This window comes from Citrobacter sp. wls827 (genome assembly GCF_005280875.1).
Lineage (GTDB): Bacteria > Pseudomonadota > Gammaproteobacteria > Enterobacterales > Enterobacteriaceae > Citrobacter > Citrobacter youngae.
Genome location: NZ_SZWR01000017.1, coordinates 54,621 through 74,377 on the forward strand (window position 1 = coordinate 54,621; position 19,757 = coordinate 74,377).

General features: G+C 52.6%; 21 protein-coding genes. 12 read left to right on the forward strand and 9 right to left on the reverse strand.

All coding sequences use genetic code 11. From position 1 onward, the window contains the following. Together flhe and FDX03_RS10760 are read left to right on the forward strand one after the other, a co-directional pair. Positions 1 to 316: flagellar protein FlhE (flhe, locus tag FDX03_RS10755; protein ID WP_249357038.1), on the forward strand; the 316-nt coding region annotated here is incomplete at its 5' end. 329 nt (positions 317 to 645) lie between these two features. Next, on the forward strand, positions 646 to 1,785 hold the full coding sequence (locus tag FDX03_RS10760; protein ID WP_137345910.1) for a glycoside hydrolase family 105 protein: 1,140 nt from the start codon (positions 646 to 648) through the stop codon (positions 1,783 to 1,785). On the opposite strand, the gene mrdA is transcribed toward FDX03_RS10760, so the two are convergent. Together mrdA and argS are read right to left on the reverse strand one after the other, a co-directional pair. Further along, the gene (mrdA, locus tag FDX03_RS10765; RefSeq protein ID WP_115643243.1) at positions 1,757 to 3,694 is read right to left on the reverse strand and encodes a penicillin-binding protein 2; all 1,938 of its coding nucleotides are present in this window, start codon (positions 3,692 to 3,694) and stop codon (positions 1,757 to 1,759) included. The two genes, FDX03_RS10760 and mrdA, sit on opposite strands and share 29 nt — an antisense overlap. 287 nt (positions 3,695 to 3,981) lie before the next feature. Beyond that, positions 3,982 to 5,715, reverse strand: coding sequence for an arginine--tRNA ligase (argS, locus tag FDX03_RS10770; protein WP_137345911.1), 1,734 nt, complete (start codon positions 5,713 to 5,715; stop codon positions 3,982 to 3,984). A gap of 238 nt (positions 5,716 to 5,953) precedes the next feature. Between argS and FDX03_RS10775 the strand changes: the two genes are divergently transcribed. Both FDX03_RS10775 and cutC read left to right on the forward strand, forming a co-directional pair. Beyond that, a complete protein-coding gene (locus FDX03_RS10775; protein ID WP_048211361.1) occupies positions 5,954 to 6,520 on the forward strand; it encodes a VOC family protein in 567 nt (188 codons plus the stop codon). 2 nt (positions 6,521 to 6,522) lie between these two features. Further along, positions 6,523 to 7,269, forward strand: coding sequence for a copper homeostasis protein CutC (cutC, locus tag FDX03_RS10780; RefSeq protein WP_048211362.1), 747 nt, complete (start codon positions 6,523 to 6,525; stop codon positions 7,267 to 7,269). 220 nt (positions 7,270 to 7,489) lie between these two features. On the opposite strand, the gene cmoB is transcribed toward cutC, so the two are convergent. The 5 genes from cmoB to FDX03_RS10805 are packed head-to-tail and all read right to left on the reverse strand — an operon-like array spanning position 7,490 to position 11,068. Then, positions 7,490 to 8,458, reverse strand: a complete 969-nt coding sequence (cmoB, locus tag FDX03_RS10785) for a tRNA 5-methoxyuridine(34)/uridine 5-oxyacetic acid(34) synthase CmoB (RefSeq protein ID WP_048211363.1) — start codon at positions 8,456 to 8,458, stop codon at positions 7,490 to 7,492. Beyond that, positions 8,455 to 9,198, reverse strand: coding sequence for a carboxy-S-adenosyl-L-methionine synthase CmoA (cmoA, locus tag FDX03_RS10790; RefSeq protein ID WP_048211364.1), 744 nt, complete (start codon positions 9,196 to 9,198; stop codon positions 8,455 to 8,457). The genes cmoB and cmoA overlap by 4 nt, the downstream gene beginning before the upstream one ends. A 40-nt stretch (positions 9,199 to 9,238) precedes the next feature. Continuing rightward, entirely contained in the window at positions 9,239 to 9,634 is a 396-nt protein-coding gene (locus FDX03_RS10795; RefSeq protein WP_003034689.1) for an MAPEG family protein, read from the reverse strand. Positions 9,635 to 9,686: 52 nt separating this feature from the next. Next, a complete protein-coding gene (locus tag FDX03_RS10800) occupies positions 9,687 to 10,505 on the reverse strand; it encodes a DUF72 domain-containing protein (RefSeq protein ID WP_048211365.1) in 819 nt (272 codons plus the stop codon). Next, positions 10,502 to 11,068, reverse strand: a complete 567-nt coding sequence (locus tag FDX03_RS10805; protein WP_137345912.1) for a hydrolase — start codon at positions 11,066 to 11,068, stop codon at positions 10,502 to 10,504. The genes FDX03_RS10800 and FDX03_RS10805 overlap by 4 nt, the downstream gene beginning before the upstream one ends. Before the next feature lie 287 nt (positions 11,069 to 11,355). Here FDX03_RS10805 and aspS point away from each other — a divergent pair, with 287 nt between their 5' ends. The 6 genes from aspS to ruvB all read left to right on the forward strand — a co-directional run bounded on the left by aspS (position 11,356) and on the right by ruvB (position 16,612). Further along, entirely contained in the window at positions 11,356 to 13,128 is a 1,773-nt protein-coding gene (aspS, locus tag FDX03_RS10810; protein WP_137345913.1) for an aspartate--tRNA ligase, read from the forward strand. Position 13,129: 1 nt separating this feature from the next. Next, positions 13,130 to 13,573, forward strand: coding sequence for a dihydroneopterin triphosphate diphosphatase (gene nudB / locus FDX03_RS10815; RefSeq protein ID WP_048211368.1), 444 nt, complete (start codon positions 13,130 to 13,132; stop codon positions 13,571 to 13,573). A 28-nt stretch (positions 13,574 to 13,601) separates the two neighbouring features. Further along, entirely contained in the window at positions 13,602 to 14,345 is a 744-nt protein-coding gene (locus tag FDX03_RS10820) for a YebC/PmpR family DNA-binding transcriptional regulator (RefSeq protein ID WP_003833836.1), read from the forward strand. A gap of 34 nt (positions 14,346 to 14,379) precedes the next feature. Continuing rightward, positions 14,380 to 14,901 carry a crossover junction endodeoxyribonuclease RuvC gene (gene ruvC, locus FDX03_RS10825; protein WP_003034867.1) on the forward strand — a complete coding sequence of 174 codons (522 nt, stop codon included), beginning with the start codon at positions 14,380 to 14,382 and terminating at the stop codon, positions 14,899 to 14,901. An 80-nt stretch (positions 14,902 to 14,981) separates the two neighbouring features. Then, positions 14,982 to 15,593, forward strand: coding sequence for a Holliday junction branch migration protein RuvA (gene ruvA / locus FDX03_RS10830; RefSeq protein WP_016153412.1), 612 nt, complete (start codon positions 14,982 to 14,984; stop codon positions 15,591 to 15,593). An 8-nt stretch (positions 15,594 to 15,601) separates the two neighbouring features. Then, positions 15,602 to 16,612: a Holliday junction branch migration DNA helicase RuvB gene (gene ruvB / locus FDX03_RS10835; protein WP_048211369.1), complete on the forward strand. Its 1,011-nt coding sequence runs from the start codon at positions 15,602 to 15,604 to the stop codon at positions 16,610 to 16,612. 91 nt (positions 16,613 to 16,703) lie between these two features. Here the strand turns inward: ruvB and znuB are convergent, their stop codons facing one another. Together znuB and znuC are read right to left on the reverse strand one after the other, a co-directional pair. After that, positions 16,704 to 17,489, reverse strand: a complete 786-nt coding sequence (gene znuB / locus FDX03_RS10840; RefSeq protein WP_048211370.1) for a zinc ABC transporter permease subunit ZnuB — start codon at positions 17,487 to 17,489, stop codon at positions 16,704 to 16,706. Further along, a complete protein-coding gene (gene znuC, locus FDX03_RS10845) occupies positions 17,486 to 18,241 on the reverse strand; it encodes a zinc ABC transporter ATP-binding protein ZnuC (RefSeq protein ID WP_048211371.1) in 756 nt (251 codons plus the stop codon). The genes znuB and znuC overlap by 4 nt, the downstream gene beginning before the upstream one ends. 78 nt (positions 18,242 to 18,319) lie before the next feature. Here znuC and znuA point away from each other — a divergent pair, with 78 nt between their 5' ends. Together znuA and FDX03_RS23275 are read left to right on the forward strand one after the other, a co-directional pair. Further along, a complete protein-coding gene (gene znuA / locus FDX03_RS10850) occupies positions 18,320 to 19,264 on the forward strand; it encodes a zinc ABC transporter substrate-binding protein ZnuA (RefSeq protein ID WP_005120703.1) in 945 nt (314 codons plus the stop codon). Between the two features lie 15 nt (positions 19,265 to 19,279). Then, on the forward strand, positions 19,280 to 19,757 hold a 478-nt coding region (locus FDX03_RS23275; RefSeq protein WP_249357039.1), incomplete at its 3' end, for an OapA N-terminal domain-containing protein.

Consider the following 19,757-nt stretch of genomic DNA (forward strand, 5'->3'; position numbering starts at 1 on the left):
TATGGGGATTACCTTAAATTATCGTGGGGAGTCGGCTTCATCTTCGCCTTTGGTTCCCAGCCAGCCCGTTTCCGGTCTGATGACGCTGGTCGCCTGGCGCTATGAATTAAATGGTCCTACGCCTGCGGGGTTACGTGTGCGCTTATGCTCTCAATCCCGTTGTGTCGAACTGGATGGACAAAGCGGTACCACCAATGGCTTTAATAATGTCCCTGCAATTGAACCAATGCACTTCGTCTGGGAAGTGCCTGGTGGCGGTCGCCTGCTCCCTGCCTTGCAGGTTCAGAGCAATCAGGTGATTGTGAACTACCGTTAATTCCCTTCTTTACGTCGGCCAGCAGGCGAAACTGCTGGCCACCTCGCAGTTCTGATCAACCATCCCGATTAAAAAGAAACGCTGTTTTATAAAATCAGTGACCTGTGTTATCGGACTCTTTGTGCTATTGCCATTTCGCAAAAACCCCTGGCAGAAACAAAAAGGTTTCCCCTGCGGTTAGCTTTTACTGTGGCCCGGTAATGATACCCAATGTTTACGAAGCACTTTAGGGTAACAACACACAGGGTTATCCGAATCGTAATAAACCTGCCGCGCCGAAACTGGAACAGGGTGCAGCATTGAATTCGACACTGACAGGGGTTAAGGAAATGATTGTTTACCCGGTTAAACACAGTCCATTGTTGCGTCAACCAGAACATTTTATTGCCAGGGATGAATTAAAAACGCTCATTAAAAAGGTGACGCATAACCTGGTCAATATTCATGATGAAACGGGCGAGTTCTTGCTGCGGCTGGATGACGGACGTGTTATTGATACCAAAGGCTGGGCCGGATGGGAGTGGACGCACGGCGTTGGCCTATACGGAATGTATCAGTATTATCAGCAAACTGGCGATGCAACGATGCGCGATATCATCGACGGCTGGTTTGCCGAACGCTTTGCGGAAGGCGCAACAACCAAAAACGTTAACACCATGGCCCCGTTTTTAACGCTGGCATATCGCTATGAAGAAACGCGTAATCCGGCGTACCTGCCGTGGCTCGACAACTGGGCGGAGTGGGCAATGCATGATATGCCCCGCACCGAGTTTGGCGGTATGCAACACATCACGCTGGCAGAAGAAAATCATCAACAGATGTGGGATGACACGCTGATGATGACGGTGCTGCCGCTGGCGAAAATTGGCAAGTTGCTCAATCGTCCAGCGTATATCGAAGAGGCCACGTATCAGTTTCTGCTGCATGTACAAAATCTGATGGATAAGAAAACGGGGCTGTGGTTCCACGGCTGGAGCTATGTGGGACGGCATAACTTCGCAAACGCCCGTTGGGCGCGTGGTAATAGTTGGCTTACGATGGTGATCCCGGACTTCCTTGAGCTTATCGATTTGCCGGCAAACAGTGCCGTTCACCGTTATCTGGTGCAGGTTCTCAATGCGCAAATTGCAGCTCTGGCGGAATGTCAGGATGAGAGCGGGTTGTGGCACACCTTACTGGACGATCCTCAGTCATATCTGGAAGCCTCCGCAACGGCTGGATTCGCTTACGGTATTCTCAAAGCGGTGCGTAAACGCTATGTCGGGCAGGAATATGCGGGGGTGGCGGAGAAAGCTATCAGAGGTATTGTGCAACACATTTCCCCTGAAGGGGAGTTGCTACAAACCTCGTTTGGCACCGGCATGGGGCACGATCTCGATTTCTACCACAACATCCCACTCACCTCTATGCCTTACGGGCAGGCAATGGCAATGCTGTGCCTTACCGAATACTTGCGTAAGTACTATTAATCGTGTCGTTCGCTGACGCCGTGCTGACCGGGCCTGGTTGTTCTGCGGCATCGGGTTGCCCGCTGTTGTCCTGCGGCGCAAACAGATGGTCCATGATTTGACGCATGACCGGCGCGGCGGTAACCCCGTCGCTGCCGCCGTTTTCCAGAATCAATGCGATGGCGACTTTTGGATTCTTATACGGCGCAAATGCGGTATAGAACACATGGTCACGCAGTCGTATGGGGATCATCTTCGCATTGTAAGTCTGGTTTTCTTTCAGACTAAAGACCTGTGATGTCCCACTTTTGGCTGCGATGCCATAAGGTGCCGTATGGAAAAATTTATACCCGGTACCGTTTGGTGCATTCGCCATGCCGAACATCGCCTGACGCACCAGTCCCCAATAGGGTGATGAAGCAGAAGCAATTTGTGTGGGTGCCTCCGGTGCCTGATAGTGAGTGATTGATTTGCCGCTTTCTTCATCCTGTAGCAGGTGAGGGGCAATAACTTTCCCGTTGTTAATCAGTGCGACCATCGCTTTTACCATCTGAATTGGCGTGGCAATCCAGTAGCCCTGGCCGATGCCGACCGAAATGGTATCTCCCTGGTACCAGGCTTTTTTATGCACCCGTTGTTTCCAGTCGCGGCTTGGCAGCAGGCCGTTGTACTCTTCATCAAGATCGATGCCGGTCGGTTTGCCGTAGCCAAACTGGCTAAGCATGCTGTTAATGCGGTCAATTCCCATCATATACGCCACCTGATAAAAGAACGTGTCGGCAGACTCTTCAATCGCTTTGGTGACATCCAGCATACCGTGGCCGGTTTTCTTCCAGTCCCGGTAATGTCGCTCGGTGCCGGGGAGCGTCCAGGTGGGCGCGCCGAAGAAGCTGGTCTGCGGCGTGATCACGCCGTCCAGTAACGCTGACATCGCCATGTACGGTTTTACCGTTGAGGCAGGAGGATATAACCCTTGGGTGACGCGGTTAATTAATGGCAGGTCTTTATCCTGCAACAGCGTGTTGTAATCCTGGTAGCTGATGCCTTTGACAAACGGGTTCGGATCGTAGCTGGGGTTTGAGACCATTGCCAGCACGGAGCCATCATGGGGATCTTCCACCAACACTGCGGCGCGTTGGCCCACCAGCAGGCTTTCAATGTATTCCTGCAAGTGTAAATCCAGCGTCAGATGGATATCTTTGCCGGCGACAGGGGGAACGTCTTTAATCAAACGTACAATACGCCCGTGATTATCAACTTCCACTTCCTGATAACCCGTTTTGCCGTGCAGATCATTCTCGTAGTAGTGCTCAATGCCCTGTTTACCGATGTTGTGATCGGCGGCGTAGTTCTCTGCCAGTCCTTTTTTATCCAGTGCTTTCAGATCGCTATCGTTGATTTTTGATACGTAGCCAAGTACATGTGCCAGTGCCGCCCCATAAGGATACTGGCGATCTTCGTAGCTATTGATGGTCACGCCGCTGAAATGGAACTGGTTCACAGAAAAACGGGCAATTTCTACATCGGTCAGCGCATTTTTAAGTACTACCGGCCGATAGCGGCTACTGGCCTTCAGTTCATGGCGAAACTGGTCAATATCATCTGGCGTGAGGTCAACAATCGGCGTGAGTTGTTTCAGCAGGGCGTCCATATCGCTGATTTTATAAGGCGTAACAGAAATGTCGTACCAGGTGACATTTCGTACCAGCGGGATACCGTTGCGATCATAAATGATACCGCGCGTTGGGGCGACAGGCAGCATTTTGATGTCGTTTGCATCCGATCGGGTGGTGTAATACTGGTGTTGACGGATTTGTAAGTTGTAGAGGTTATAAATCAGGATGCCAAAACAGATGACGACCAGGCCAAAGGCCACCATTACACGCCGCTGGAAAAGTTTTTCTTCCGCCTCAAAATCTCTGAATGTCATTGACCCGTACCCGATTAATTCGCCGCCTAATGATACGGAGGCGTAAACGGGATGACAGGCAAAAAATGTTCCATCCCTCTACGGAAATGTGTCATTCCTTGTGAGTTGTTACAAATTACAGTGAACGTAGTCGTTTCTCGTAGGCCGGGTAAGGCGTTTATGCCGCCATCCGGCAAGGTGCGCCTGACCGCCTGATGGCGCTTCGCTTATCAGGCCTACGAGGGAGGTCATTCGGGAAAATAAAAAAGCCCGCGACATAGCGCAGGCTTTCACATCACTCGAGGTGATTACATGCGTTCTACGGTTTCGATACCCAGCGTATCCAGACCCAGCTTCAGGGTTTTCGCCGTCAGCTGTGCCAGTTTCAGGCGGCTGTTACGAATTTCTTCGTTTTCAGCGCTGAGGATCGGGCAGTGTTCGTAGAAGCCAGAGAACAGGCCGGCAACGTCGTACAGATAAGCGCACATCACGTGCGGTGTACCTTCACGTGCAACAACGGTCAGCGTTTCTTCAAACTGCAGCAGGCGGGCGGCCAACTGAGCTTCGCGATCTTCGTTGATAATCACCTGCGCGCTGGTCAGCGCGCTTTCGTCAATATCCGCTTTACGGAATACGGACAGTACGCGGGTGTAAGCATACTGCATGTACGGCGCGGTATTGCCTTCGAACGCCAGCATGTTGTCCCAGTCGAAGATATAGTCGGTGGTACGGTTTTTGGACAGATCCGCATATTTCACCGCGCCGATACCAACGGCATTCGCCAGTTTTTCCAGCTCATCAGCAGGCATGTTCGGGTTCTTTTCCGCAACCAGACGACGTGCGCGCTCCAGCGCTTCATCCAGCAGATCGGCCAGTTTTACCGTGCCGCCCGCACGTGTTTTGAACGGTTTACCATCTTTACCCAGCATCATGCCGAACATGTGGTGTTCCAGCGGTACGGAGTCCGGCACATAACCGGCTTTACGCACGATGGTCCAGGCCTGCATTAAGTGCTGATGCTGACGGGAGTCGATGTAATACAGTACGCGATCGGCATGCAGCGTTTCATAACGATACTTGGCGCAGGCGATGTCGGTTGTAGTGTAGAGATAGCCGCCATCTTTCTTCTGAATGATAACGCCCATCGGTTCGCCTTCCTTGTTCTTATACTCATCAAGGAATACGACGGTAGCGCCTTCGCTTTCAACAGCCAGACCTTTGGCTTTGAGATCGGCCACAATGCCCGGCAGCATCGGGTTGTACAGGCTTTCGCCCATCACGTCGTCACGGGTCAGAGTCACGTTCAGACGGTCATAGGTTAACTGGTTCTGCGACATAGTGATGTCGACCAGTTTGCGCCACATTTCACGGAAGTACTCGTCGCCGCCTTGCAGCTTCACAACATAGCTACGGGCGCGCTCGGCGAAGGCTTCATCTTCGTCGTAATGTTTTTTCGCATCACGGTAGAAACCTTCCAGATCGGCCAGCGCCATCTCACCGGCATTTTCCTGCTGCTGTTTTTCCAGCCATGCGATGAGCATACCGAACTGAGTGCCCCAGTCGCCGACGTGGTTAGCGCGGATAACATTGTGACCAAGGAACTCCAGCGTACGTACCGCAGCGTCGCCGATGATGGTGGAGCGCAGGTGACCCACGTGCATTTCTTTCGCGACGTTAGGTGCGGAGTAGTCAACCACAACGGTTTGTTTAGCCGGTTGGGTAACGCCCAGACGATCGGAGGCCAGCGCTTGCTGAACATGCTGCGCCAGAAATGCCGGATCGAGAAAAATGTTAATAAAGCCCGGGCCCGCAATTTCAACTTTGCTGGCGATCCCGTTGAGATCCAGATGAGTCAGCACCTGCTCAGCCAGTTGTCGCGGCGCCATACCCAGTTTTTTCGCGACAGCCATCATGCCGTTAGCCTGATAGTCGCCGAACTGTACTTTTGCTGACTGACGAACCTGCGGTTCGCAATCTGCAGGCGCGCCTGCAGCAATCATGGCCTGACTGACTTTTTCTGAGAGAAGAGCCTGAATATTCACCGGAATACCTTACATTTATGAAGCGGCTTAAAATTGACCGCACCAGTTTAAGAATTAAGGGCGGGAGTATACTGCAAATGCCCGTTGCCGTCAGCATTGCGAGTACCGCCAGCAGCCTGAAATATAAACATTGTTATTACGTATAATTATTCATATCGCGCTTAAGAAAATCAGCAGTTGGTTGGGGCTGCGCAACAGGGTAAATTAGCCGCTTTGAACATGGATATGAGCTTTCATTATGGCGAACTGGCAAACAGTTGCAGAACTGCATGATATTTCCGCAGATTTACCGCATTTCATTCAGGCGTTAACGGATCTTTCCACTCGCCTTGGGCTGGATGTCTCATCGCTTGAAGCCGATCACATTTCTCTGCGCTGTCATCAAAATACCACCGCAGAGCGCTGGCGTCGGGGATTTGAACAGTGTGGCGAACTGTTGTCAGAAAATATCATTAATGGCCGACCGATTTGCCTGTTCAAGCTTGATGAACCCGTTTGTGTGCAACACTGGCAATTTACCATCGTAGAGCTGCCATGGCCGGGCGAAAAACGCTATCCACATGAAGGCTGGGAGCATGTTGAAATAGTTCTGCCGGGTGACGTGGAGACGTTGAATGCGCGAGCGCTGGCGCTGCTTTCTGATGAAGGATTGAGTCAGCCGGGGATTTTCGTGAAAACCAGCTCACCAAAAGGAGAGCGTGAGCGTTTACCGAATCCGACACTGGCGGTCAGTGATGGCAGCGTCACCCTCAAATTTCATCCGTGGTCAATTGAAGCGATTGTCGCAAGCGAGCAACAGGAGTAAATATGACATTGCTGGAAATCTGCTGTTACAGCATGGAGTGCGCGCGCACGGCGCAGCAAAACGGCGCGGATCGTATTGAACTGTGCTCGGCGCCCAAAGAAGGAGGCTTAACGCCGTCGCTGGGGGTGTTACGCTCTGTACGCCAGCATGTCTCTATTCCCGTTAATCCCATTATCCGTCCGCGTGGGGGCGATTTTTGTTACACCGACGGTGAATTTGCCGCGATGCTTGATGATATCGCGATGGTCAGAGATTTAGGTTTTTCAGGGCTGGTGACCGGCATTCTCGATGTGGACGGGAATGTCGATATGCCACGTATGGAAAAAATAATGGTTGCTGCGGGCCCGCTAAATGTCACGTTTCATCGGGCCTTCGATATGTGCGCCAACCCATTAAATGCGCTGAATAAATTGTCCGATTTAGGTGTCGCCAGAGTACTAACTTCCGGGCAAAAATCAGATGCAGCGCAAGGTTTAACAAAAATAATGGAACTTATTGAGCAGGTGGATGCTCCAATCATTATGGCCGGAGCGGGGGTTCGCGCCGCGAATTTATCCCTGTTCCTCAACGCTGGAGTGCAGGAAGTCCACAGTTCTGCCGGAGTATGGCTGGCTTCACCCATGCGGTATCGCAATTCGGGGTTGTCGATGTCTTCGGATACGCAGGCGGATGAATATTCCCGCTATGCGGTTGACGGGGCGGCGGTTGCTGAAATGAAGGCAATCATTGCGCACCACCAGGCCAGCTGATTTTTACCGTTGCATCATGTCGCCCAATATGATGCTTGCTCGTACCAGGCCCCTGCCAATTCAACAGGGGCCTTTTTTTCTCCTTCATATTTCAAGCCGCAGCAGCGTTGGCCGCCTTGCTCACCCCGGTCACGTAGTTATCTACGCTCCCGGGGATTTGCTGCGTTACCGCCTTGCTGCAACTTGAACTATTTTGGAGAAACGGTGCTCCGGCAATCCATTACGGTTTACGTGCAATCAATACCGCGCGCAGTGGGGCGGGGTAGCCTTCCACCGTCTTGCTGTGGTCGTTCGGGTCAAGGAAGTCGGCCAGCGATTCGGTTATCATCCATTCGGTGCGACGTTGTTCTTCGGTAGTGGTCACACACACGTCGGCGATACGAACATCGACAAATCCGCATTTTTCCAGCCAGTTTTTAAGCGCCAGTGCGGATGGAATAAAGTAGACGTTACGCATTTGCGCGTAGCGATCGCCTGGTACCAGAACGGTATTTTCATCACCTTCGACCACCAGCGTTTCCAGCACCAGCTCTCCGTCTTTTACCAGTTGATCTTTCAACTGCCAGAGATGTTCCAGCGGTGAGCGGCGGTGATAAAGCACGCCCATAGAGAATACGGTATCAAAGGCGTTGAGCGCCGGAAGCTGCTCAATACCCAGCGGCAGCAGATGCGCGCGCTGATCGTTACCCAGCAGTTTACGTACCGCTTCAAACTGACACAGGAACAGCTGCGTAGGATCAATGCCAACCGCCAGATGCGCCCCCGCGCCAATCATGCGCCACATGTGATATCCGCTGCCGCAGCCAACATCAAGAATGGTACGTCCGGTGAGGTCAGACAAATGCGGCAGAACGCGATCCCACTTCCAGTCGGAACGCCATTCGGTATCAATATTGACGCCGTACAGCGAATATGGACCTTTGCGCCACGGCATGAGATGACGCATCAGAGTATCAATCCGTTTGATCTGTCCTTCGCTGAGCGGCTCCTCGCTTTCGGCAGTCACGCTATGCAGTAAATCCAGACGATGTGGCGTCAGTTCCGGCAGAAACTCCACGGCATTCGACCACTGCTTAAACAAGCCGTGTTGATCGCGCTGCCAGGTCGCGATTTGCGCTGGCAGCGTTTCCAGCCAATGGGAAAGATGATTTTTGGCAATCAGCTGATAAAAGTTACCAAAGTCGATCATGCGCTAGCCTCAGCTTTCAATGCCACCAGAGAACCAAAGTTGAAGCACTGGAACCATAATTCGCTGTGCTCAAAACCTGCCTGGTGCAGACGCGCTTTGTGCGTTTCAACAGAGTCAGTTAGCATCACATTTTCCAGCATGCTGCGCTTCTGGCTGATTTCCAGTTCGCTGTAGCCATTGGCGCGTTTGAAGTCGTGGTGCATGTTGAACAGCAGCTCGCCAACTTTGGTATCTTCGAAGCTGAACTTCTCTGACAGCACCAACGCGCCGCCGGGGTTTAACCCCTGATAAATCTTATCCAACAACGCCTGGCGCTCAGGTGGTTCAAGGAATTGCAGGGTAAAATTCAGCACCACCATCGAGGCGTTTTCGATAGTTATGTTGCGAATATCGCCTTCGACCACGTCAACAGGCGTGGGGGCTTTATAGGCATCGATATGACGACGACAGCGCTCAACCATGGCCGGGGAGTTATCGACGGCAATAATTTTGCAATTCTCATGATGGATATTGCGACGTACCGAGAGCGTCGCCGCGCCCAGAGAACAGCCCAGATCGTAGACCTGCGTGTTGGGTTGCACGAAACGTTCGGCCAGCATGCCAATCATCGAAATGATATTGGAATAACCAGGAACGGAACGCTGGATCATATCCGGGAAGACTTCAGCTACCCGTTCATCAAAGGTCCAGTCACCCAGACTGGCGATAGGCGCAGAAAAAAGCGTGTCGCGGTGAGACATAACGTAAAAATCCGGGAAAAATAAAGTGGCGTATTGTGCGCTAATGCAGGGAGAAAACCAACTCCCAGGGCATATACCAAAGATTCGCCAGCACCATTAGCAACAGTGAACACCAGGTGGCGCTCATGCCGGAACGGCGCCAGCGGAAAAGACGGTGGTGGAATCCGTAATAATGCATCAGTCGCCCGGCAATCAACATCAGCCCGCAAAGATGCACCATCCACGTTTCTGCGCCGTTCATTTCCATAAATAACAGCAGCACTAATGCAACGGGAATATATTCCACCGCATTACCGTGAATGCGGATAGCGCTTTGCAGCTCACTAAAGCCGCCATCACCATAGGCAACGCGATATTGCATGCGCAGGCGAACGACGTCAAAGGAGAACTTTATTAACAATAACGCACCCAGGACGGCATAAAGCGCGCTTACCATACAAACTCCCTTTTAAAATGGCTGCTGGCATTGACTATGATAGGTGGCATTTTCAGAAAAGAGAAGATTGCTGTGGAATCGACGGTGCTGATCCGATCTCTGGCAGGGCACTACGTAAATCTGCCCATAGCGTGTCTACCAGCTCAGGAGCCTGTGCGATATCCGGCGTGTGCAAAAACAGGTATGGCGTGCTGGTCTGTTGCCAGAGTGGCAACTTTGCCAGCCAGGCGGCGAAAAATGCCCGGTTCTGAGCCATATCATCGCTACCGATAAAACGGACCATCGGGTGGGTTGCCGTCACCACCGCATGCACCGGGACCTTAGGTTTCTTACGTTGAGCATCGCGTATCGCTTCCGTGTGTGGGATCGCGGCATGGACCGGACGGCTGTCTAAAATGACCCGATTAATTCCGCGTTCATGCAGACCCCGATTGAGCCGGATCTCTGATTCACCTTTCGCAAAGAAATCCGGATGACGAACCTCGACACCGTAGGTAAACGTTTTAGGGAGGGCATCGAGGAATTGCCACAGGGCAGGGAGGTCACGCGGGCCGAACGTGGCAGGTAGCTGTAACCAGTATTGTCCGATACGGGCATCCAGTGGCGACATGCGCGCGAAAAATTCCTGTACCAGGTCATCACAATTACGCAGCGCAGCCTGATGTGAAATGGTGGCCGGAAACTTAAAACAAAATCGAAACGCATCGGTGGTCTGTGCATGCCAGCGCGCAACAATCTCAGCTTTTGGCAGTGCGTACAGCGTGGTGTTGCCTTCCACACAGTTAAAGTGGCGGGCATATTCTTCCAGACTGGTGATCCCCAGACGCACCCACTTTGGGTGCGACCACTGGGGTAAGCCGATATAGATCATAACGCTTGCAGGATCTCGTCCACGCGGCGTACGCGGGCAATGCGCGGGAATATGTGCGTCATGCTGCCCTGATGTTGCTCAGTGCTGGCGGCGCTACAGGCATTTTCTGCAATGATCAGATTAAAACCCAACTCCCAGGCGTTACGCGCGGTGGATTCGACGCCGATATTGGTGGAGATCCCGCAAAGGACGATGGTGTCGATACCACGACGGCGCAATTGCAGTTCCAGGTCAGTACCGTAGAATGCTCCCCACTGGCGCTTGGTGACCTCCAGGTCTGTCGCACACTTTCCCAGCGCTTGTGGGTATTCCCACCAGTTGTCGGGTAATGCTTTGGCTGGCGCTTGGGCATCAACCGGTTGTTTTAGCGCGTCGGCATAATCCGCAGACCAGTCGACGCGAACCATCACCACTGGTGAACCGTTAGTACGGAATTTTTCCGCCAGTTGTGCCGCGCGGGCGACGACGTCGTTTGCCGAATGAGGCCCACCCGCGAAAGGCAGGATCCCTTCCTGTAGATCGATGACGACAAGAGCGGTTGTTTTTGCGTTCAGTTCCAGCATGGTGACTCCAGTAAAAAAAGATTTCCGTTACACCTTAATCGCGAATCTGTGTGAAAGGGGTGACAATTTTTGTTATTTTTTGTGAGATTACGCAATACCCGCTTAGGAAACACGCGTACAGTCAGTACCGGACTGAGAGTCTATCCCAGTAGGCTCTTATCGTGCGGCAGAATTTCCAGTATAATAGCCGCCTTTTTTCATTCAGTTGTGACATTCTGCTAAAGCTGCGACTTCGTCATCTGCCGGGCAGATGACAATCCGCCTGCGGCAAAGTTAAGGGATATCTCATGCGTACAGAATATTGCGGACAGCTACGTCTGTCCCACGAGGGGCAGCAGGTGACTCTGTGTGGTTGGGTCAACCGTCGTCGTGATCTTGGTAGCCTGATCTTTATCGATATGCGCGACCGCGAAGGTATCGTGCAGGTATTTTTCGATCCGGACCGTGCGGACGCGTTAAAGCTGGCCTCCGAACTGCGTAATGAGTTCTGCATTCAGGTAACGGGCACCGTGCGTGCGCGTGACGCGAAAAACGTCAACGCTGATATGGCGACTGGCGAAATTGAAGTGCTGGCCTCCGATCTGGTCATTATCAACCGTTCAGATTCACTGCCGCTCGACTCTAACCACGTAAATACTGAAGAAGCTCGTCTGAAGTACCGCTACCTCGATCTGCGTCGCCCTGAAATGGCGCAGCGCCTGAAAACGCGTGCCAAAATTACCAGCCTGGTGCGTCGTTTCATGGACGACCATGGCTTCCTCGACATCGAAACGCCGATGCTGACGAAAGCGACGCCAGAAGGTGCGCGTGACTACCTGGTACCGTCTCGCGTACATAAAGGTAAATTCTACGCGCTGCCACAGTCTCCTCAGTTGTTCAAACAACTGCTGATGATGTCTGGCTTCGACCGCTACTACCAGATTGTAAAATGCTTCCGTGACGAAGACTTACGTGCTGACCGCCAGCCTGAATTTACTCAGATCGATGTTGAGACCTCCTTCATGACCGCACCGCAAGTGCGTGAAGTGATGGAAGCGCTGGTGCGTAATCTGTGGCTGGAAGTAAAAGGTGTGGACCTGGGCGATTTCCCGATCATGACCTTTGCTGAAGCTGAGCGTCGTTACGGTTCCGATAAGCCGGATCTGCGTAACCCGATGGAGCTGGTGGACGTTGCTGATTTGCTGAAATCTGTTGAATTCGCCGTGTTCTCTGGTCCGGCTAACGATGCGAAAGGGCGTGTAGCGGCTCTGCGCGTACCTGGCGGCGCTACACTTAGCCGTAAGCAGATCGACGATTACGGTAACTTCATTAAGATCTACGGCGCGAAAGGTTTGGCATACATTAAAGTCACCGAGCGTGCGAAAGGTCTGGAAGGGGTAACCAGCCCGGTGGCCAAGTTCCTGAATGCTGAAATCATTGAAGCTATTCTGGAACGTACTGGCGCGCAAGACGGTGATATGATCTTCTTCGGCGCCGACAACAAGAAAGTGGTTGCCGACGCGATGGGGGCTCTGCGCCTGAAACTGGGTAAAGACCTGAACCTGACCGACGAATCCAAATGGGCGCCGTTGTGGGTTATCGACTTCCCAATGTTTGAAGACGATGGTGAAGGCGGTCTGACCGCGATGCACCACCCGTTCACCTCGCCGAAAGACATGACGGCAGCTGAGCTGAAAGCCGCGCCGGAAGATGCGGTTGCCAATGCGTACGATATGGTTATCAACGGCTACGAAGTAGGCGGCGGTTCTGTACGTATCCATAACGGTGATATGCAGCAGACCGTATTCGGTATTCTGGGTATCAACGAACAAGAGCAGCGCGAGAAATTCGGCTTCCTGTTGGATGCGTTAAAATACGGTACACCGCCGCACGCGGGCCTGGCGTTTGGTCTGGATCGTCTGACCATGCTGCTGACCGGTACTGATAACATCCGTGACGTTATTGCTTTCCCGAAAACGACGGCTGCCGCGTGTCTGATGACCGAAGCGCCGAGCCTGGCCAATGAAGCTGCGCTGGCGGAACTGAGCATTCAGGTTGTTAAGAAGGCCGAGAATAACTGATATGGCATATAAACAGCCTGTCTCGGTGTTAGTCGTGATTTATGCAAAGGACACCGGGAGAGTGCTGATGTTACAGCGACGCGACGATCCTGATTTTTGGCAGTCGGTCACCGGCAGCCTTGAAGAAGGTGAAACCGCGTCGCAAGCCGCCCTGCGCGAAGTAAAGGAAGAGGTCGCCATTGATGTTGCGCGTGAGCAACTGACCTTAATTGACTGCCAGCGCACGGTGGAGTTTGAGATTTTTAGTCATTTACGTCATCGCTATGCGCCAGGAATTGTAAGTAATACGGAGTCCTGGTTTTGCCTGGCACTGCCCACTGAACGAGAGATCGTGTTCACCGAACATTTGACCTACCGTTGGGTTAATGCGCATGAGGCGGCACAGTTAACCAAGTCGTGGAGTAACCGGCAGGCGATTGAAGAGTTTGTAATTAACGTCGCCTGAGAAGGCGCGCTTTTTGGAGAGATTATTTATGGCAGGTCATAGTAAATGGGCCAACACCAGACATCGTAAAGCAGCGCAGGATGCTAAGCGCGGTAAGATCTTCACCAAAATCATTCGTGAGCTGGTGACGGCGGCTAAATTGGGTGGTGGCGATCCAGATGCTAACCCGCGTCTGCGCGCAGCGGTTGATAAAGCGCTGGCAAACAACATGACACGTGACACTCTGAACCGTGCAATCGCGCGCGGTGTGGGTGGTGATGAAGATTCCAATATGGAAACCATCATCTATGAAGGTTACGGTCCTGGCGGTACAGCCGTTATGATTGAATGTCTGTCTGACAACCGTAACCGTACCGTTGCGGAAGTGCGCCACGCATTCACTAAAACAGGCGGCAACCTCGGTACCGACGGTTCTGTCGCATACCTGTTCAGCAAGAAAGGCGTGATCTCCTTTGAGCAAGGCGACGAAGACGCCATCATGGAAGCGGCACTGGAAGCCGGTGCTGAAGACGTTGTAACCTTCGACGACGGCGCGATTGACGTTTACACCGCGTGGGAAGAGATGGGTAAAGTTCGTGATGCACTGGAAGCGGCAGGTCTGAAAGCGGACGCGGCTGAAGTTTCTATGATCCCATCCACCAAAGCGGATATGGATGCAGAAACAGCGCCGAAACTGATGCGTCTGATCGATATGCTGGAAGATTGCGATGACGTGCAGGAAGTTTACCACAACGGCGAAATCTCCGATGAGGTTGCAGCTACGTTAGAATGATGTGGTTAAGCCATAAAATAACAGGAGATGCGTGATGTCTATCATTCTCGGCATTGATCCGGGGTCGCGCATTACCGGTTATGGCGTAATCCGTCAGGTCGGCAGACAGTTGACCTACCTCGGCAGTGGTTGTATTCGCACCAAAGTTGACGATCTCCCGTCACGCCTGAAATTGATATACGCGGGGGTGACGGAAATCATCACCCAGTTCCAGCCGGATTATTTTGCCATCGAGCAGGTCTTTATGGCGAAAAATGCCGATTCGGCGCTTAAGCTGGGGCAGGCGCGCGGCGTGGCGATTGTTGCTGCGACCAATCAGGATCTTCCGGTGTTTGAGTATGCTGCCCGACAGGTTAAACAAACCGTCGTCGGTATCGGCAGCGCGGAAAAAAGCCAGGTACAACACATGGTGCGTACGCTGCTCAAACTCCCGGCTAACCCTCAGGCGGATGCTGCGGATGCGCTGGCGATTGCCATTACCCACTGCCATGTCAGCCAGAACGCCATGCAAATGAGTGAGTCGAGGTTGAATTTAGCGCGCGGTAGGTTACGTTAGTGACAAATGAGGCTGGATATCTATCCAGCCTTTTTTTATGATAGCGCATTACCTTTTAGCCCTTAACGCAGGAGCGTCATGTGATAGGCAGACTCAGAGGCATCATTCTTGAAAAACAACCCCCACTGGTCCTTCTGGAAACGGGCGGGGTAGGCTATGAAGTGCATATGCCGATGACCTGTTTCTACGAGCTGCCGGAAGCCGGGCAGGAAGCGATCATCTTCACGCATTTTGTGGTGCGCGAAGACGCACAGCTGCTGTATGGCTTTAACAATAAGCAAGAGCGCACGCTGTTTAAAGAGCTAATTAAAACCAACGGTGTGGGGCCGAAGCTGGCGCTGGCGATCCTCTCCGGTATGTCTGCGCAGCAGTTTGTCAATGCCGTTGAGCGCGAAGAGCTTGGCGCACTGGTGAAATTACCGGGCATCGGTAAGAAAACGGCAGAGCGATTGATCGTCGAAATGAAAGACCGTTTTAAAGGACTGCATGGCGATCTCTTTACCCCGGCGGCAGATCTGGTCCTGACCTCGCCGGCAAGTCCGGCAACGGACGATGCCGAGCAGGAAGCGGTTGCTGCGCTGGTGGCGTTGGGCTATAAACCACAGGAAGCCAGCCGCATGGTGAGCAAAATTGCCCGCCCTGATGCCAGCAGTGAAACCCTGATTCGTGAAGCGCTTCGCGCGGCGCTGTGAGGTAGAGGATGATTGAAGCAGACCGTCTGATTTCGGCTGTCAGCACGACCCCTGAAGATCTGGTGGATCGTGCGATCCGCCCTAAATTGCTGGAAGAGTACATTGGTCAGCCGCAGGTGCGTTCGCAAATGGAGATTTTTATCCAGGCGGCGAAGCTGCGCGGTGACGCGCTCGACCATCTGCTGATCTTCGGTCCTCCGGGTCTCGGTAAAACCACGCTTGCCAATATTGTTGCCAATGAAATGGGCGTTAATCTGCGTACTACGTCCGGTCCGGTACTGGAAAAAGCAGGCGACCTGGCGGCAATGCTCACCAACCTTGAACCACACGATGTGTTGTTTATCGATGAAATCCATCGTCTGTCACCGGTCGTGGAAGAAGTATTGTATCCGGCAATGGAAGACTATCAGCTGGATATCATGATTGGCGAAGGCCCGGCAGCACGTTCAATTAAAATCGATCTGCCGCCGTTTACGCTAATCGGCGCAACAACCCGCGCGGGGTCGTTAACGTCTCCACTGCGTGATCGCTTTGGGATTGTACAGCGCCTGGAATTCTATCAGGTGGCTGACCTGCAGCATATTGTTGGACGCAGTGCCCGCTTTATGGGGCTGGAGATGAGTGATGAAGGCGCGCTGGAAGTGGCGCGGCGGGCGCGTGGTACGCCGCGTATTGCCAACCGTTTATTGCGTCGGGTACGCGATTTTGCTGAAGTGAAGCATGACGGCACCATCTCGGCGGATATCGCCGCCCAGGCACTGGATATGCTCAATGTGGATGCGGAAGGCTTCGATTATATGGACCGTAAGCTGCTGCTGGCGGTTATCGATAAATTCTTCGGTGGTCCGGTAGGACTGGATAACCTGGCGGCGGCAATCGGCGAAGAACGTGAAACCATTGAGGACGTGCTGGAACCGTATCTGATTCAGCAAGGTTTTCTGCAGCGTACGCCGCGCGGAAGAATGGCAACGGTACGGGCCTGGAACCATTTCGGGATCACGCCGCCGGCAATGCCTTAAGCCCCAATAATGCCGGATGGCGCTACGCTAATCAGGCCTACGGTATGATGTAGGCAGGATTAGGTGAAACCGCCATCCGGCGAAATACCACTCAGCTCGCTTGCTTCTTCATCATACTGAAGATAAACAGCAGTGCAGCACAAAGCACCACGGATGGTCCTGCTGGCGTATCATAGAACGCTGAGAAGGTCAGCCCGCCTGTAACCGCTATCATCCCAACGCCCACGGCAACACCGGCCATCTGTTCGGGTGTCCGGGCGAAACGACGTGCGGTAGCCGCAGGAATTATCAGCAGTGAGGTGATAATCAGTGCCCCGACGAATTTCATCGCCACACCAATAGTGAGTGCAGTGACCAGCATCAACAATAGCTTGACACGTTGCAGCTTCACGCCATCAACAAAGGCCAGATCCGGGCTGATAGTCATCGACAGCAGGTTACGCCACTGCCAGAACAAAATCGCCAGAACGATAACCACGCCAATGGCAATGGCCACCAGATCTTCTGGGGTGACGGCGAGCAGATCGCCAAACAGATAGGCCATCAGATCCACACGAATATTCGACATCAGGCTAACAACAACCAGCCCTAATGACAGCGCACTGTGCGCCATAATACCGAGCAGGGTATCAATCGCGAGATGCGGGCGTTTCTCCAGCCATACCAGGCCTGCGGCCAGCAACAGGGTGACGGCGATAACCGCATAGAAAGGGTTTACATCCAGCAGCAGGCCAAAGGCGACCCCCAGCAGCGACGCATGAGCCAGCGTATCGCCGAAATAAGACATTCGACGCCAGACTACAAACGAGCCAAGCGGGCCAGCAGCACAGGCCAGCATGATCCCGGCTAACCAACCGGGTAATAATAATTCAATCATGAGTGACCATTTCCCCGGCGTAAAACAATGCGACCCTGTAAATCGTGGCGATGATTATGGTTGTGACGGTAAATTCCGAGTTGTTCAGCGCCGCGTTGCCCGAACATAGAAATGAATTCAGGGTGCATAGAAACCACCTCTGGCGTGCCGGAGCAGCAAATGTGGTGGTTCAGACACAGGACTTCGTCGGTTTTTGCCATGACCAGATGCAGGTCGTGGGATACCATCAGCACGGCGCAATCCAGCTCACGTCGCAACTGATCGATAAGATCGTACAGTGCAACCTGACCATTCACATCCACGCCCTGAGTCGGTTCATCGAGCACCAGGAGCTGCGGTTTATTTAGCAACGCACGGGCCAGCAAGACACGCTGTGTTTCCCCGCCGGACAGTTTTTGCATCGGCGCATCCATCAGATGCCCGGCCTGAACACGCTTCAGCGCAGGGAGAATGTCGGTTTTCTTTGTGCCAGGACGTAAGCGCAAAAAGCGACTCACCGTCAGCGGAAGTGTTGTATCGAGGTAGAGTTTTTGCGGTACATAGCCAATCCGCAAATGCCCGTTGCGCTTGATAACCCCTTCATCAGCCGCTACCAGCCCCAATACAACGCGCACCAGCGTAGACTTTCCGGCCCCATTCGGGCCAAGAAGCGTTAAAATTTTGCCGGGTCGAAGTTCAAGCGATACGTCAGAAAGGACGCGGCGTTGACCATAAGAGACCGAGACATTTTCCAGTGAAACCAAAGTCGTCATATCAATTTTAGTCTTGCAGAAGTTATAGAATGTTATAATATCACATTTCTCACATTCGTTACGATGATTGGTCGCATTATGTTACATAAAAATACGCTTCTTTTCGCAGCATTATCCGCTGCTCTTTGGGGTAGTGCAACTCAGGCAGCAAATGCTGCTGTAGTGGCGTCACTTAAGCCGTTGGGCTTTATTGCTTCAGCGATTGCAGATGGGGTTACAGACACCCAGGTTCTGTTGCCTGACGGGGCTTCCGAACACGATTATTCGCTGCGTCCTTCAGACGTAAAACGCTTACAGAACGCGGACTTAGTTGTTTGGATAGGTCCGGAAATGGAGGCGTTTATGGAAAAGTCAGTCAAGAATATTCCTAACGCAAAACAGGTAACGATTGCGCAGCTCAATGACGTGAAACCGTTACTCATGAAAGGCGCTGACGATGATGATGACGATCATGGGCATAACGACGCTCACGGCGAAAAAAGTGACGAGCATCACCATCATGGTGATTACAACATGCATCTTTGGCTTTCCCCAGAGATAGCGCGGGCCTCAGCGGTTGCAATCCATGATAAATTAGTGGAACTTATGCCGCAAAGTCGAGCCAAACTTGACGCCAACCTGAAGGATTTTGAGGCACAATTAGCCGCAACCGATAAGCAGGTAGGTAACGAGCTCGCACCGCTCAAGGGTAAAGGGTATTTCGTTTTTCATGACGCCTATGGCTACTACGAAAAACACTACGGGCTAACACCGCTTGGTCACTTTACCGTGAACCCTGAGATTCAACCTGGTGCGCAGCGTTTACATGAAATAAGAACACAGTTGGTTGAGCAAAAAGCAACCTGCGTTTTTGCTGAGCCACAGTTCAGGCCAGCGGTCGTTGAAGCCGTAGCGAGAGGGACATCCGTTCGAATGGGAACGTTGGATCCCCTCGGAACGAATATCAAACTGGGTAAAACAAGCTATTCAGCGTTTCTGAACCAATTAGCCAACCAGTATGCGAGCTGCCTGAAAGGAGATTAATGAGGAAGTGAATACGTGCAACAGATAGCCCGCTCTGTCGCTCTGGCGTTTAATAATTTGCCGCGACCCCATCGTGTTATGTTGGGGTCGCTTACTGTTCTGACATTGGCCGTCGCAGTCTGGCGGCCTTATGTATACCATCCCGACTCTGCACCCATCGTTAAAACCATTGAGCTGGAAAAAAGCGAGATACGTTCACTGTTGCCAGAGGCCAGCGAACCTATCGATCAAGCCGCTCAGGAAGATGAAGCTATCCCTCAGGACGAACTTGATGACAAGACCTCTGGCGAGGCCGGGGTTCACGAGTATGTTGTCTCTACCGGCGATACGCTGAGCAGTATTCTGAACCAGTACGGCATTGATATGGGCGATATCAGCCAGCTTGCCGCATCTGATAAAGATCTACGTAATCTGAAAATTGGCCAGCAACTTTCCTGGACACTGTCTTCGGAAGGTGATTTGCAGCGCCTGACCTGGGAAGTCTCCCGCCGTG